The 15,939-nt window shown below is 64.8% G+C and carries 10 protein-coding genes; 7 read left to right on the top strand and 3 right to left on the bottom strand.

What is annotated here, in order from left to right:
- Nucleotides 1-133: 133 nt before the first annotated feature.
- Together PX52LOC_RS33445 and PX52LOC_RS33440 are read left to right on the top strand one after the other, a co-directional pair.
- A complete protein-coding gene (locus PX52LOC_RS33445) occupies nt 134-1,336 on the top strand; it encodes an amidohydrolase (protein ID WP_149114151.1) in 1,203 nt (400 codons plus the stop codon).
- Nucleotides 1,336-2,343 carry an extracellular solute-binding protein gene (locus PX52LOC_RS33440; RefSeq protein WP_149114150.1) on the top strand — a complete coding sequence of 336 codons (1,008 nt, stop codon included), beginning with the start codon at nt 1,336-1,338 and terminating at the stop codon, nt 2,341-2,343. Before PX52LOC_RS33445 ends, PX52LOC_RS33440 begins: the two co-directional genes overlap by 1 nt.
- 13 nt (nt 2,344-2,356) lie before the next feature.
- Here the strand turns inward: PX52LOC_RS33440 and PX52LOC_RS33435 are convergent, their stop codons facing one another.
- Together PX52LOC_RS33435 and PX52LOC_RS33430 are read right to left on the bottom strand one after the other, a co-directional pair.
- Complete coding sequence (locus PX52LOC_RS33435; protein WP_149114149.1) at nt 2,357-3,160, bottom strand: phosphatidylinositol-specific phospholipase C/glycerophosphodiester phosphodiesterase family protein; 804 nt, start codon at nt 3,158-3,160, stop codon at nt 2,357-2,359.
- Nucleotides 3,161-3,183: 23 nt separating this feature from the next.
- Entirely contained in the window at nt 3,184-3,831 is a 648-nt protein-coding gene (locus tag PX52LOC_RS33430) for a GntR family transcriptional regulator (RefSeq protein WP_149114148.1), read from the bottom strand.
- A gap of 170 nt (nt 3,832-4,001) precedes the next feature.
- Here PX52LOC_RS33430 and PX52LOC_RS33425 point away from each other — a divergent pair, with 170 nt between their 5' ends.
- Nucleotides 4,002-7,232: an efflux RND transporter permease subunit gene (locus PX52LOC_RS33425; protein ID WP_149114147.1), complete on the top strand. Its 3,231-nt coding sequence runs from the start codon at nt 4,002-4,004 to the stop codon at nt 7,230-7,232.
- Nucleotides 7,229-8,515: an efflux RND transporter periplasmic adaptor subunit gene (locus tag PX52LOC_RS33420; protein ID WP_246173543.1), complete on the top strand. Its 1,287-nt coding sequence runs from the start codon at nt 7,229-7,231 to the stop codon at nt 8,513-8,515. The genes PX52LOC_RS33425 and PX52LOC_RS33420 overlap by 4 nt, the downstream gene beginning before the upstream one ends.
- 3 nt (nt 8,516-8,518) lie before the next feature.
- Here PX52LOC_RS33420 and PX52LOC_RS33415 read toward each other — a convergent pair whose 3' ends face one another.
- Nucleotides 8,519-10,549, bottom strand: a complete 2,031-nt coding sequence (locus tag PX52LOC_RS33415) for a S46 family peptidase (RefSeq protein WP_246173542.1) — start codon at nt 10,547-10,549, stop codon at nt 8,519-8,521.
- Nucleotides 10,550-10,986: 437 nt separating this feature from the next.
- On the opposite strand from PX52LOC_RS33415, the gene PX52LOC_RS33410 reads away from it, so the two are divergent.
- From PX52LOC_RS33410 to PX52LOC_RS33400, 3 genes are all read left to right on the top strand, one after another.
- A complete protein-coding gene (locus PX52LOC_RS33410) occupies nt 10,987-14,502 on the top strand; it encodes a serine/threonine-protein kinase (RefSeq protein ID WP_168219367.1) in 3,516 nt (1,171 codons plus the stop codon).
- 92 nt (nt 14,503-14,594) lie between these two features.
- Nucleotides 14,595-15,002, top strand: coding sequence for an FHA domain-containing protein (locus PX52LOC_RS33405; RefSeq protein ID WP_149114144.1), 408 nt, complete (start codon nt 14,595-14,597; stop codon nt 15,000-15,002).
- A 130-nt stretch (nt 15,003-15,132) separates the two neighbouring features.
- A complete protein-coding gene (locus tag PX52LOC_RS33400; RefSeq protein WP_149114143.1) occupies nt 15,133-15,927 on the top strand; it encodes an SDR family NAD(P)-dependent oxidoreductase in 795 nt (264 codons plus the stop codon).
- Nucleotides 15,928-15,939 lie beyond the last annotated feature (12 nt).

Raw genomic sequence — 15,939 nt, 5'->3', positions numbered from 1 at the left:
ATGCTCAGAGCAGTGGCTTCGAAATTCTAGTCGGTCATTTCGGTGCCGTCGGAGGAGGGTGAATTGTAAATTCTGCCCGGCCGCATAAGACACATCATCGGTAAAAACGACAAACTCTCCGGAAATTACCACCATGTCTGCCGACGGTTTGATTCAATCGCTGACGGCCGCGTTCGATGCCATTCCGCTGATCGATCCGCACTCGCACATCGAGCCGTTGTCGCCGGTGTCGAAGTCGCTCGACGACATCCTCGGCTACCACTACTACACGGAACTCGCTCACTCGGCCGGCATGTCGCAGAAGTTGCTCGGCCCGGACGCCGACCCGCGGGACCGGTGCCGTGAGATCATCCGGTTCATGGACCGCTACGACAACACGGCCCAATACGGCTGGTTCGTGAACATCTGCAAGAGCTTCCTCGTCTTCACCGGCGACCGCGTGACGGCGAAAGACGCGGACGCGCTGTTCGACGCCAGCCTGAAGGCGTTCGCGGCGAAGGATTGGGAGCAACAGGTCTTCGCGAAGACGAACCTCGAAAAGATCTTCCTGACCAACGAGTTCGACGACAACCTGGACGGCTTCGATACGGCGAAGTACGTCCCTTGCCTGCGAACCGACACGCTCGTCTTCAAGTTTCGGGAGCCGGGCGTCCGCGAGCGATTGGCGAAGGTGACGGGCATCGACGTGGGCGACGTGCCGACGCTACGGAAGGCAGTCCGCGCGCTGTTCGAGCGGTTCGTCGCGAAGGGGGCGAAGGCGTGTGCCATCTCCCTGCCGCCGGACTTCACGCCGACGCCCGAGGGGAGCAGCATCTTCTGGATGTTGGCCGAGAACTGTCGCGAGTTCAAGTTGCCGTTCGACCTGATGATCGGCGTCAACCGCCGCGTCTACGAGAAGGGCGTCCACCAGGGGCAAGACCTGTTCGACCGCCGCTGCTCGCTGATCCAGTACCGCGAACTGTTCAACGCCTTCCCGGAAGTCACGTTCCCCGTCAGCGTCTTGACAAGCGGCCAGAACCAGGAACTCGTGGCCTACTCGTGGATCTTCCCGAACGTCGTGCCGAACGGCCACTGGTGGTACTCGAACATCCCCGCGTACATCGGGGCCGACCTCCGCGAGCGATTGCAGGGCGTGCCCAAGACGAAACTCGTCGGTTACTACTCCGACGCTTACAAACTGGAGTTCGTGCTGCCGAAGTACGGCATGTACCGCCGCATTCTCGCGAAAACGATCGCCGACGAGTTCGTTCGGCCTGGTACACTGAACGAAACGGAAGCCGTCGCCCTCGGCACGCGGTTGCTCCGCGACAACGTCCGGGAAATCTTTAACGTCTGATGCGAGTCTTTCTGCTGCTCCTGTTACTGCTGACGGCCGGTTGCTCGAAACCGGCGGACCGGGTCATTCTCTACTCGGCCCAGGATCGGGAGTTCGCCGAGCCGCTGTTCGGTGACTTCCGCCGCCAATCGAAGCTGACCCTTTCGCCGAAGTTCGACACTGAGGCGAACAAGTCGGTCAGCCTCGCCGCGGAACTGCAAGCCGAGCAAGGCCACCCGCGCTGCGACGTTCACTGGAACAACGAAATCCTCAACACCATCCGCCTGTCGCGGGCCGGCGTCTATGAACCGTACGCCTCGCCGGACGCCGCGGACTTTCCCGGGTGGACGCGGCCGCTCAACCAAACGTGGCAAGCCTTCGCGGCCCGCGCCCGCGTGTTGATCGTGAACACGAACCTCGTTCCCGAAGCGGACCGGCCGAAGAGTATGTTTGACCTGACCGACCCGAAGTGGCGGGGCAAGGTCGCGATGGCGAAGCCGCTGTTCGGCACGACCGCGACGCAAGCCGCGTGCCTCTTCGAAGTCCTCGGTCGGGAGCGGGCGACGGCGTTCTACCGCGACTTGAAGGCGAACGACGTGCAGATCGTACCGGGGAACAAGCAGGCCGCCGTGCGGGTCGCCAACGGCGATTTCGCCATCGGCCTCACCGACACCGATGACGCGATCATCGAACTCAACGCCGGGAAGTCGGTGGCGATCGTGTTCCCTGACGGGGAGCCGAATCCGCAGTTCCCGCGGATGGGCGTGCTGTACATCCCGAACACGCTCGCTCTCGTCAAGAGCGGCCCGAATCTCGTCGGAGGGCGGGCGCTGATCGACTACCTGCTCACCTGTGAAGGCCGGCTTGCCACGGGCGGCGGGTTTCAGATTCCGCTCAACCCGTCGGTGACGACCCCGTTGCCGCCGGCGATCGTACGGCCGGAAGCGGTCACGCGGATGGAGGTGGATTTCGAGACGGCCGCCGACGGGTGGGATGACGTGCAGGAGTTCCTGCGGAATCTGTTTTAGCCGCCTCACTTAGTCAAGGAGCCGGGCTTGAGAAGGAAAGGAATTGACGCAACTCCGGCAGCTCGTCGGTGTTGATGAGATCGACGCCGGCCGCGAGTTGCACCGCCCACGCTTCCGGCTTGTCCGGCGTCGCCCAGAATCGGACAAGCCGCTTTTGTTCGTGGGCCTTCTTGACGTAGTCCCGTAACTTCCGATCCTCGGCCGCGGGGAATGCCCCGGTGCCCTTCCACTGGAATTGCGAATCCCAACTCGCGCTCACCCACGGGATCAGCGCGGCCGGCGATTTTCCCTCCAAGTCCTTCGGCCGGCCATCGATGCCGGCGAATCGCACCTTCTGAGCCGTAATCGCTTCGCGGTCGCAGTTGCCGCTGATGACGACCGTTACCGCCTTCTCTTCGAACTTGCCGTCGCCGCTGACGCTCAAGATGTCGGCGTACTCCTCCAAGACTTTCGCGAGGGCCGCCCAGGTCGTCTTCGCGTCGGTCTTCACGTCGATGAGCAAGTAAACCGTCGGGCCGTTCTTGTAGATGCGGCCGCCGTTCGCTTTGGCCCGCTCCCGCAACGGGTCGAGGTACAACTTCTGCAACGTCCGCTCGGGCTTCAAATCGAGAATCGTGTGCCCGACGAGCAGCCCGGGTTTGGCCAGGAAGACATCGGCCTCGACGCTACAGAAGCCTTCCGCGAGCGCGTCGAGGAGCGGCCGCTTGTGTTCGTAGTCGTTGTGAGCATGGGCTTGTTTCAGCGGTTGAGCCGTGTCCGCCGCCGGGCACCAACTCGCGAGAAGGGTGAGCCAACCGAACGTGGCGATGATCTTCATGGGACGATTCTCAGTCGGAGAGGTCAAGCGGATTCGGACTGCGGAGCGTCGGCCGGAGGGGCGAAGAACTCAGCGTGCTCACGGAGCAGTCGGCCGGCCAGTTTGCCGTCGCCGTTTTCCAGGGCTTTCGCGATGGGCCGATGCGTCTTGGCGTCGCCGACGGGGTCGGCCTTCGGCCGCGAGAGTTGGACGCGCGTGCGGGTTTCGAAGGCCAAGGTATCCCACAACCGCAACAGCACGCCGTTGCCAGACGCCGCGACGATCATTCGATGGAACGCCGCGTTGTGGGCGGCCTGTTCGGATAACTCCCCGCGCTCGGCGCAAGCGATGATCGTGTCGCACTCGTTCCAAAGTTGTTCGGCGTTCCCCTTGAATGCCTTCGCCGCCATTGGGGCTGCGGCTTCCTCCAACAGCCCGCGCACGAGGTACGATTCCCGCATTTCCTGGGGGCTGACTGTTCGCACCCTCGTGCCACGGTGGGGGGCCGTTTCCACGATCCGGGACGCTTCTAGCTCCCGCAACGCTTCGCGGACGGAGCCTTGACTCGTGCCCAACTCGCGGGCGATTTGCAACTCGATCAGACGGTCGCCGGGCTGATACACCCCGGCCAAGATGCGCTCGGTAATCGTCCGCCGGACGTGGTCGCGAACGCTCAAAGTTTGAATCGGCATAGTGCGGCCCGGAGAGATGACCTTTCGACGATTATTGGCCCAGGAAGGAACAGAGTCCAGGGCAGGGGAGCAATATTATTGATAATTGATAAATCGATGACAGCTTCATTTCCGGGGGCAGTATTCCCTGATGGCGTCGGGCGTCCGGGTGTGGGGAAGGGTGACTCGTCATGTGGATCGTGCAACTGGCATTGCGAAGGACGTACACCTTCCTCGTGGCGGCGGTGCTCATCCTCGCCGTTGGGCTGGTGGCCATCCGCCGGATGCCGGTAGACAACTTCCCGAACATCGACATCCCCGTCGTGTCCGTGGTGTACCTCTATTCGGGCATGCCGGCCGACGACGTGGAGCGGCGGATTCTTCTCGTCACCGAGCGGGTACTCACGGCGTCGGTGAGCGATATCGAGCACATCGAGAGCCAGGCCTACAACGGGGCCGGCGTCATCCGCGTTTACTTCTACCCCGGCTCGAAGGTCGAAGCCGGCCTCGCTCAAGTGACGGCCACCTGTCAGACCGTGCTGAACAACATGCCCCAGGGCACGACGCCGCCGTACATCGTCCGCTACAGTGCGACGAGTGTGCCCATCGTGCAACTGGCTATCTCCAGCGAGACGCTGACCGAGGCGGAACTGTACGACTACACCGCGAACTTCATCATTCAGCGGCTCGGGACCGTTCAGGGTGCCCGCGTGCCCCAGCCCTACGGCGGCAAGCCGCGGCAGATCATGGTGGACATCGACCCGCACCAACTTTACGCCCGCGGTCTGTCGGCCGCGGACATCAGTGCCGCCGTGAACACTCAGAACCTCGTGCTACCCGGCGGCACCGCAAAGATCGGGGAGTACGACTACAACGTCCGCGTCAACAGCAGCCCCGAGGTGGTGGAGGCGTTCAACAACATTCCGGTCAAGAGCATCAACGGCGTGCCGGTCTATCTCCGGGACGTGGCCCACGTGCGGGACGGGTTCGCGGTGCAAACGAACGTCGTCCGCCGGGACGGCAAGCGGGCTGTGATGCTGCCGATTCTGAAGGCCGAGGGGGCGTCCATGCTGGACGTTGTGACCCGCGTGCGGGCGGCCCTGCCGAACATTCAGGCCCAACTCCCGCCGGAACTCAAGATCGAACTCCTCTTCGACCAATCCGTCTTCGTCCGGCACGCGGTCGAAGGGGTTCTGCACGAAGGGGCGATTGCCGCCGGGCTCACGGCGCTGCTGATCCTGGTCTTCCTGGGGTCGTGGCGTTCGACCGTGGTGGTGATCTCGTCGATTCCCCTTTCGATCCTCTGCTCGATCATCGGCCTGTGGGCGTTCGGCCAGACGCTCAACGTGATGACGCTGGGCGGGCTGGCGCTGGCCGTGGGCATTCTCGTGGACGACGCGACCGTCGAAATCGAGAACGTCCACCGCAACATGGCGATGAAGAAGCCGATCCGGCGGGCGATTCTGGACGGTGCCCAACAAATTGCGATACCGGCGTTCGTGTCGACCCTGGCCATCTGCATCGTGTTCGTGCCGGTCGTGTTCCTGACCGGTCCCGCGGCTTACTTGTTTATCCCGCTCGCGTTGGCGGTGATCTTCGCCATGATGTCCAGCTACCTGCTGTCGCGGACGCTGGTGCCGACGCTGATGCTGTACCTGATGAAGAAGGAAGCCGATCAGTACATGACCGGCCACCACGGCGACGCGAAGGGCGTCTTCGGCCGGCTGCACGCCCTCTTCGAACACGGCTTCGAAGCCTTCCGCCAGGCGTACCGCGGGCTTCTCGATTGGGCCTTGCACCACCGGTGGATCACCCTCACGGGGATGTCCCTGTTCGCGGCCGGCTCGATTGGGTTGGTCTTCCTGACCGGGCGGGACTTCTTCCCCACGGTCGACGGCGGGCAAATTCGGCTCCACGTCCGTGCTCCGTCCGGCACGCGGATTGAGGAAACGGAGCGCATCTTCGGTCGGGTGGAAGACGTCATCCGCGAGATCGTGCCGAAGACGGAACTCGATACCATCTTGGACAACATGGGCGTGTCGCCGTTCTACACCAACACGTCCTACATCACGAGCGAACTGGTCAGCGTGGCCGACGGCGAGATTTTGGTGTCGCTCAAGCCGGATCACCGGCCCACGCCGGACTACATTCGGCAGTTGCGGAAGGAACTCCCGAAGCGGTTCCCCAATTGCTCGTTCGACTTCCTCGCCGCCGACATCACGGGGCAGGTGTTGACGTTCGGCAAGTCGGCCCCGGTGAACGTGCAGGTGGTGGGCGTCAAGCGCGAGGAAAACCTGGCGGCGGCGAAGAAGCTCCGCGATCAAATCGCCCAGATTCCCGGCGTGGTGGACGCCCGCATCCGGCAGATCACCGACGCCCCGGACTTGAAGATCGACGTGGACCGCGTGCTGGCGTCCGAACTGAACGTCACCCAACAAGAGGCGGCCCGCGCGTTGCTCGTCTCGCTCAGTTCCTCCAACGTGGCGACGCCAAACTTCTGGGTGAACCCCAAGAACGGGGTCAACTACCGCGTGGCGGTGCAGACGCCGCAGGCGCAGATGAGTACGGTCGAGGCGCTCTTGAACACGCCGGTCACGCCGCCGCGCGACGGCGGCTCTCCGCAACTGCTCGCCAACATCGCCGAAATGCGGCGGTCGCAATCGGCCGGCCTGATCAGCCACTACAACGTGCAGCCCGTCTATGAAATCAGTGCGAGCATTCAGGACCGCGACCTGGGTAGCGCTTCGACCGAGATCAAGCGACTCGTCGAGCAAACGCGGCCGACTTTGCCAAAGGGCACGCTCATCGCGATCCGCGGGCAGATCGAGAGCATGGACGAATCGTTCCTCGGCCTCGGCGGGGGGATGGTGTTCGCGGTGCTGTTGGTTTACCTGCTGATGGTCGTGAACTTCCAGTCGTGGATCGACCCGTTCATCATCCTGACGGCCCTCCCGGGGGCGGCGGCGGGGATGCTCTGGTCCTTGTTCGCCACCGGCACCACCATTAGCGTACCGGCACTGATGGGCGGGATCATGACCATCGGCGTGGCCACGGCGAACAGCATCCTGATGGTGACGTTCGCAAACGAACGGCGGCACGACGGGCTGAACGCCTACGACGCGGCCCTCGACGCCGGGTCCACGCGGTTGCGGCCCGTGGTCATGACAGCCCTCGCGATGATCGTCGGCATGTTGCCGATGTCCCTCGGCCTCGGCGACGGCGGCGAGCAGAACGCTCCGCTCGGCCGGGCCGTCATCGGCGGGTTGCTGGTCGCGACGTTCTACACGCTGTTCTTCGTGCCGATCATGTACAGCATGCTCCGCCGCAAGCCGCCGATGTCGAACGAGGAAGAACAACAGAAGGAAGAGGAAGAGTCCATGAGCCACGCTGCTCAACAACCGGCCGCGGGAGGTGTGTCGTGAACACGGAATTGACTCTTGAGAAGCCTCCCGTGGAAGCCCCGGCTCAAAAGCCGTCAGCCCCCGAATCACACCACGCGACCGAAGACCGGCCGCCGACCCGACCTTCGTTCCTCCGCCTGGCGTTCATCGGGTTGGTGGCGGTGGGAGCCTTCGTGGCACTCGCCTATGCCGGCCTTCAAGCTCGAAACAAGCAGACGGAGAACCGCGAAGCCACGGCGATCGCTCCGTCGGACCGGCTGCGCGTCCTCACGACCCTGCCCGAGCAACCGCCCGACCACGTCGATCAGGTGCTCCCCGGCACAGCCGTTCCGTACCTGGAGACTGCCGTTTACGCGCGGACGAGCGGCTATCTGAAGCGGTGGCTAGTGGACATCGGCGATCCCGTGAAGGAAGGGCAACTGCTCGCCGAGATCGACACGCCGGAAGTGAACGCGCAACTCCTGCAAGCCCGTGCCGCGCTCGCGGAATCGAAGGCGAACCTCGTGCGCAGCGAGGCCAACGAGAACCTCAGCCGCGTCAACCTCGACCGCGCACAAAATCTCAGCAACACGAATGCTTTCTCGAAGCAGGAGTTCGACGCCGCGGACGCCGCGTACAAGGTTGCGGCGGCGACAACGAAGGTGACGGAAGCAACGATCAAGGCGAACGAGGCGAGCGTCAAGCGGCTCGAAGACTTGCAGTCCTTCCAGAAGATCACCGCCCCGTTCACGGGCGTGGTGACGGCCCGGAACTTCGACGCGGGTGCCTTGGTCGTGGCCGACAACTCGGCCAACGCGAAGGAACTGTTCCACCTCGCCCGGATCGACACACTGCGAATCTTCGCCGACGTGCCGCAGACGTACGCATCATCCGTCACGGCCGGCATGGCCGCCCCGGTGTCCCGCCGCGAAGCCCCGGGCCGCGAGTTCGGGGGGCAGGTCAGTCGGACGACGCACTCGCTCGACCCGACGACCCGCACACTGAGGGTGCAAGTGGACGTGCCGAACGCGGACGGGGCGTTGCTGCCGGGCATGTACCTTCAGGTGCGGTTCCGCCTCAAGCCGGCGGCCAAGGTGCTGCGCGTGCCGGGGGCGGCCGTCATCACGCGGGCCGAGGGAACGAAGGTCGCCATCGTCGACGCCACGAACACCGTCCGTTATCGCACGGTGAAGACCGGCCGCGACTTCGGCACGTCGATCGAGATCGTTCAGGGCCTCGCCGCCACCGAGCGACTCGTGATCCGTCCCGGTGACGACTTGCCCGAAGGGATGGCGGTCGAACCCGTCACCGGTTCCGCACAGTAACGGTTACTTCGCGCCGACCAACTCCCCGGCGAGCGACTCGGCGTCGTACAGTTTTCGCAACGCTTCCAGCACCGCCCGGCTGTGGACCGCCACGTGCCGGGCTTGCACCTCGGTGTAGACGAAGTTCCGCACCAACCCGTGTCGGTTGCGGTCGAAGTTGATGCCGACAAGTTCGCCGGCGCGGTTGAGGACGGGGCTACCGCTGTTGCCGCCGATCGTATCGGCCGTGCTCACGAAGTTGAACGGCGTCGTCAGTTCGAGCTTCGCCTTCCCGTCCCGCCACCGCTTCGGCAGGTCGAACGGTTCGCGGTTCTGCATCAACTTCGCGCGGGCGAACGCACTGCCGAAGGTCGTGTGGAACGGGAGTTTCTCGCCGTCCACTTCGTACCCCTTCACCGTGCCGAACGCGAGGCGGAGGGTGAACGTGGCGTCCGGCGCGACCGAGTTGCCGAACGCCGCGAACCGAATCTTCGCGATCTCGGCATAGGCCTGCCGCTCCGGTTCCTCGACTTCCGTCTCGTACCGCGTGCGGAGTTTTCGGGCGGCTTCATCGAGGCTTTTCGCCAACTGAATGAGCGGGTCGCTACTCGCGGCGACCGCGGCCGAACCGCCGTCGAGTAGCTTCTTCCGCTCTCCCACGTCGAACAACTTCGTCCCGGTGATCAGTTCCTCCGCCCGTGCCGCCGGGTTCTTGCCCGCCAGCGTCAGCACCACCAATGGGTGGTCGCCGCCGAGGACTTCCGCCAGGAACGTCAACGACGTTTGCAGCTTGGCCCGCTCTAACGCCGGGTACAGCGGGGCTGGCGAGAGCAGTTGGAACCGCAGCGATTCCAGGTTGGAGTCGCGGTACTCCCGCAGGCGGTCCGCCGATGCCTTCGGCAACTCGTCGCCCATCCGTACCGCGTGGCGGGCGATCGTGAACAGTTCGCTGAAGAAGGCGTGGCCGGTTTCCAGCAGCGCGTGCTCCTTCTCGAACGTCGCGTACTGCTTTTCGGCCGCCGCGATGGCTTGCCAGTGCCGGACCGGGTCGGGCGTGATAGGCTTGACCGGCACGGCTAAGTGGTTTTGCAGGTCGGCTTCTTGCAGGTCTTTCTGCTTGAGGATTTGCGGGTCGAGCAGCCCTTGCAGTTGGCCGCTCGACGCCTTGCGGGTGTTGGCGACGCGGTGCAGGTCGGTCGCAGCCTGACGGGATTCCTCCGGCCCGTTGTTGCTGTACTGCGTCAGGGCGGCTTCCAGCGTGCGGAGCCGGTAGAGGGTGTACGGCAAAGTTTCGTCGCGGCGGTGCTTCAGTTTCGCGAGCGTTTCCAGGCGGTTCGTCGTGCCGGGGTGGCCGGTGACGAACACCAGGTCGCTCTCGGCAGGCCCGACCTCGGACCACTTGAAGAAGTGCGGCGGCCGCACGGGTTGGTCGTTCTCGTAGGCACGGAAGAAGGCCACGTCGAGGCCGTGCCGCGGGTACTCGAAGTTGTCCACGTCGCCGCCGAAGCCAGCGATGTTGAACTCCGGGGCGAAGACGAGGCGGACGTCGGTGTACTTCTTGTAGCGGTACAGGTGGTACGCCCCGCCCTGATACAGCATCACCACATCGGAGCGCAGACCGGTTTTTGCGAGTGAATCTTTCTCGATCTCGCCCGTGACGGCCCGGCGGGCGGCGAACGCCTCGGCCGGCTTCATCGCCGGCTTCACGGCGGCGTTGACGCGGACCGTCACGTCCTCAATGCCCTGGAGGACGTTCAATTCCAGGTCGGGGCACTTCAATTCCTGGGCCTTCTCCTTCGCGAAGAAGCCGTCGTGGTACAGGTCGAGGCCGGGCTTGCTGAGCTTCTGAAGGGCGTCGGCGGCGATGTGGTGGTTGGTCACGATCAGTCCGGTGGCCGAGACGAACCCGCCGGACCCGCCGCTGTTGAACCGCACGTTCGCCTTCATCGCCCGGTCGAGCCACCCGTCGGTCAGGGTGAATCCGTACTTCGCCTTCAGTTGCTCCTTCGGCGGCTGGTTTAGTAGCCACATGCCTTCGTCCGACCACACGGGCATCGTTGGACCTCCGATGAGTAGAAGCAGTAAGCCGAAGACGCATCGTTTCATGGCGGATACTCGCGAGCAAACGGGCTCGACCGGGGCGGCTATTTTATTCGGTCGCGTCAGGAGGGCGTGTTGGGATGGCGCAATTGTCCCAACCACCCCACATTCGGCGATCTGCCGAATTGACATTCTGCCGGACCAGCCGCTATACTCTCATCACGAATCAACCGCCACGCTCCGGCCGGTCACGGCACGGGAACTCAAACTTCTCTGCGGCGGTATCGTCGCCTTTCTGATGTTTTCCTAACGAGCCGGTCGCGGGACCACCCCGCGGCTGTGGTGTGATCGAGATGCACACTCCGCAGGATCGCGATTCGAAAGGTTCCGCGGGCAACCCCGCCGGCGGTTCTGGTTCGTCGCGCCACCCGACACCTGATCCATCTCATGCCGTGAACGCCAAGGGCAGTTCGCTCATTCGTCTCACGCCGATCGAGGCGGCCCCCACGGACCTCTTGGCCGAACACCCGCCTAACACCGACGACTTCCCCACGGTGATTACACCGTCCTCACTCGACGCGAGCAACCCGGCCCTCATGCCGGGGTCGCGGCTGGGCAACTTCGAACTGCTGGAGGCCATCGGGGCGGGCGGCATGGCGACGGTGCTGAAGGCCCGCGATCTCGATCTCGGGCGGATCGTCGCGCTCAAGATTCTGCCACCGGTCACGGCCCGCGACAGCGAGGCGGTCAAGCGGTTCAAACTTGAAGCCCGTGCCGCGGCGAAACTCGACCACGAGAACATCGCCCGCGTCTACTTCTGTGGCGAAGACCGGGGGCTGCACTTCATCGCCTTCGAGTTCGTGGAAGGGGAGGACCTCCGCCGCCGCATCGACCGCGTCGGCCGGGTTTCCCCGCACGACGCGGTCCACTACCTCTTGCAACTCTCGGCCGGCCTGGCACACGCGGCCGAGCGGGGCGTGATCCACCGCGACATCAAGCCGTCCAACATCCTCATCACGCCGGACGGCCGAGCGAAGATCGTGGACATGGGACTGGCCCGCCACCTCGAAGGCCAGAGTTTTAACGGCGGCGTCACGCAGTCCGGCGTGACGCTCGGGACGTTCGATTACATCTCGCCGGAGCAAGCCCTCGACCCGCGGCGGGCCGACATTCGCAGCGACATCTACTCGCTCGGGTGCGCGTTCTACCACGCCCTGACCGGCCGGCCGCCGGTGCCGGAGGGGACGGCCGCGAAAAAGCTCTACGCGCACGAACACGAGTTCCCGACCGACCCGCGCGACCTGAACCCCGCCGTGCCGGACGGCCTCGCGATGGCCCTCGCCAAGATGATGGCGAAGCGGCCGACCCAGCGGTACCAGACGCCCGCCGAACTGTCCCACGATCTCAGCCTGCTCGTGTCCGCGTCCACCAGTTCGAGCAGTGTGACGGCCCTGCCGCACGGGTTAACCTCCCACCACGCCGGCCTGCCACCGCTTGTGCAGGCGGTGCCTCGGATGCCGTTGGTGTGGCTGACGGCCGTCGCCCTCGTTGTGATCGCCACGGTCCTCTACTTCAATTCGGGAAACACGGCCCCCCAGTCTTCGGTCGCCCCGTGGCACGAACTGGCCGCGAAGAAGGCCGAGTTGCCGCCGGTGGTCCCGTACGTTACCCCGGCCGCGCACCCGGAGACGCGGTCGAACCGAATCGCGGACGCCCGCGGCCTGGCGGAGAGTCTGGCCCGCCAGGGCGAGAAGGCTCTGATTCAACTGCAACCCGGCGCGATCTACGACCTCAGGTCGTTGCCGGAGGGCATCCAGTTCACGGGCACGGAGTTGATCGTCGAACCGGAGCCGGGGCCGACCGATCGGTCCGAGTTCGCCCGCCCGGTCTTGCGGATTCTGGCCGGGCCGCCTGTCGAGAAGATGGCCCGGCCGGGCACGTTGAACTGTCGGGATGTCGGCCGTGTCGTGTTCCGTAACGTGGAAATCCAGATCGTGGAACGGCCCGCGACCAGCGACCAGCCCGAGGACGATCCGATCGGATTGCTGTTGACCAACGTAGCCCGAACCGAGATCGAGAACTGTCTGATCCGCACCGGCGTCGAATCGCGGAAGGGGCGGTCGGTGGGGATCGCGGTCGAGCGGGACGGCCGCACGAAGCCCGGCAGTTTCGTCCTCCGGCGGTCGGTGATCGATGTCGGCGTTCAAGGGATCGGGTTGCGGTTGCCCGAGCGGACCGAGGTGGAACTGTCGGAAGACGGGTTCGCCCCGCACCAGTCGGCCGTGCTGTGGGTGGACGACGCCGAGGAATCGACGGTCGCGGCCGACGGCAAGCCGAACCTCACGATTCAGTCGTGTACCTTCATGTTCGACCGTGGCGGGTCGGCTGTCTCGGTCGATCAGCGGGCGCAGTGTACTCTGTCGCTCGCGGCCAACGTCTTCGCGGACACGGCCGCTCCGGACGAAAAACTCATGATGCCGGGCGACGACCCGCGGGCCGGGCAACCGGTCGTCCTGCGGGCGGACCCGTCGCTGGACGTCTTCCGGCTGTCCAACCCTGAGGGACAGACGCCGAACGCCTATTACCATGTCACGTCCCCGGTCGGGGAGACGCGCGGGGTCCAGCTTGCGTCCCCGCCGTGGGCGGTCGCCGACCCGCGTTCGCTCCTGGCTTCCCTGAATCCCTGGTCCGCGTTCCACCTGGATCTGAACGAGAAGCGGTTACGGGTGAACCGGTTGCCGCACGTGCTGGGGATGGTTTGGACCGAACTCCCGGATCGGTCGCCGCGCCCCATCTACGACGTCGGCTGGCCGCCGCCGAAGCCGTCGCTGCCGGTGAAGGCCAAGGCGGGGCAACGGGTCGTCCACCCCGACGCGGTCCCGGAAGACGCCGGGTCGCGCGTCTACCCGACCGTCGCGAAAGCCTTCGAAGATCTGAAGGCGGGCGAAACGATCCTGATCGCGCAGAACGGTAAGGTGCCCGTCTCGTCACTCCCGGAAAAGGCCCTGCGGGCTACCATCGCCCCTTTCGACGGTTTCTTCCCCGTACTCGTGCCGAGCGAGGAAGCGTTCCGGCGGCCGGACGCGAGCCTGTTCCCGCTCGTGGACGGGGAACTGACACTGACCGGCCTGCACATCCAACTCGTCGGCCGCCCGGCGGTTGTCACGATGGCCGGCGGCACGACCTGCACGATCCGCAACTGCACGATCACGCTGGAAGAGAAGGACGATGAAACGGCCTCGCTGATCGTCCTCACCGAGCCGACGCGGGAAATGAAGGTCGGCGCGGCCGATCCGGCCAACCCGCAGATTCACATGGAAAACACGCTGGTCCACGGTCGCGGCAAGGTCGTCCTCCTGCGGTCGCCACGGTCGTTCGACTGGACGGCCGATAATTGTGCGTTTGCTCTCGACGGCGCGGTCTTGCAGTCCGAGGCGGGCGTCCGCGACACGCCTTTGCCGCGGGCCGCCCTCCGGTGGAAGAACGTCACAGCCACCACGACCGGCGCGCTCTTCGACATCCGCGGCAGCGGCCAGCGGACGCAAGGGTTCGACGTGAGTTGCGATCGGTGCTTGCTCGCGAGTTGCACTCGGCGTCGGGCCGTGCCCCCGATGGTGCTGGTACAGGAAACCGACGGGTCGAACGACCCCGCCGCGACGATGACGTGGCGCGGTGACAACGCGAACGTGTATGGGAACTATGACCCTCTCCTGGAAATTCGCCCCTTGGGTGCCGGCCGCCCGGTCGATTGGGACGCCGCTAGGTGGCTCCGCTTCACCGGCGAGACTGGGCGAGTCGGGGCCGTGCGGTTCGCCATCGCCAGTCTCACGCCGGCGAAGTTGCGGAACCTGAAGCCCGACGACCTGCGGGCGGAATTGGAGACGAGCGAGCCGGGCGTCTGGCGGGCGATAGATGCCGGGGCGGATGTGGTCAAACTTCCCAAGTCGGCCGAGAAACCGCAGCCGTAGTGCACGATTTTTCGACATCTCTCGGCCCTACGGCCGCGTTATATTGAATGGTGATTATTCCCTCCGTTCATCCCCCACGTGAAGGGCACGAAATGGCACAGGCACTCGGCGAACTGGTCCCCATCGGCGGCGGCGATGCCGTACCCCTCATTCGAGAAGTCATGACCGTCGGCCGGCGGAAGTCGAACGACATCTGCCTCGACTTTTCCAACGTCTCCGGGCAGCACTGCGAGTTCACGTTCAAGAACGGGGTTTGGTACGTCCGCGACCTCCGCAGTCAGAACGGGACGAAGGTCAACGGCGAGCGCGTCACCCAGCGGGTGCTCCGGCCCGGCGACCTACTGAGCATTTCCAAGCACGAGTTTCGGATCGAGTATCACCTGACGCCGGAAGCCGCGGAATTCATCGAAAACTCCAGCGAGGCGGTCGAAGACATCTTCTCCCAATCGCTAATGGAAAAGGCCGGGCTGTCGAAGCCCAAGAGTTCCCGCGACGACTGAAAGTCCACTTCGTCATCAAGCCCTGCGAAACCCGGTTCCCGAAAGGGCCGGGTTTCTATAGTTTCCGTAGTAACACCCGAGTTCGTATCACAGACACGAACGACGGACGAATACCACCGAGAAACGAGCGATGGCCGAAACGACAGTGGGCGGGAAGGTGGCACTCGTGACGGGCGCGTCGTCGGGCATTGGCCGGGCGACGGCAATCCGGTTGGCCGAGGCTGGCGCGGACGTGGCCCTGAACTACTTTTCGCTCGATGAAGAGGCCGAAAGTGCCGCGGCCGCCATCCGCAAGTTGGGCCGCAAGGCGATGCTCTTGCGGGTCGACGTTTCGCGGCAGGACGCCGTGGAACAGATGGTCGCCGACATCGTTCGCGAGTTGGGTCGGCTCGACGTGTTCGTTTCCTCGGCCGTCTACAGCGACCGCGAACCGTTCACGACCGCGAACATGGACGGCTTCCGCCGGACGATCGACGTGTCGATGTGGGGCGCGTTTTACGGCTTGCGGGCGGCGTCCAACCAGATGCTCCGCCAGAAGCAGGGCGGGGCGGCCGTCATCGTCGGGTCGCCGCACGCCCAGATCGCGTTCCCGCAGTGCATGGCGTACAACATGGCGAAGGCCGCCCTCGACCAGATGGCGAAGACCGCCGCGTGCGAACTGCTGCCCGAGAAGATTCGCGTGAACGTCGTCTACCCCGGGTGGACCGACACGCCCGGCGAGCGGAAGTTCTTCACCGACGAAATGCTGAAGAAGGCCGCCGCCCAAACGCCGATGGGCCGCCTCGCGACGGCGGAGGAAATCGCCGAGGCGGTTCACTTCCTGGTCAATCCGGTGACATCCTCTTACATCACCGGCACGGTCCTGCACGTCGATGGCGGCTTGTTCCTGCCGTGGTGGTCCCGCCGCGGCAGCGGCGACTTGTGATCTTCACGCCTT

It is taken from the genome of Limnoglobus roseus (genome assembly GCF_008254045.1).
GTDB lineage: Bacteria > Planctomycetota > Planctomycetia > Gemmatales > Gemmataceae > Limnoglobus > Limnoglobus roseus.
The sequence above is the reverse complement of the archived record's forward strand: the minus strand, read 5'-3'. Positions and strand labels throughout refer to the sequence as shown.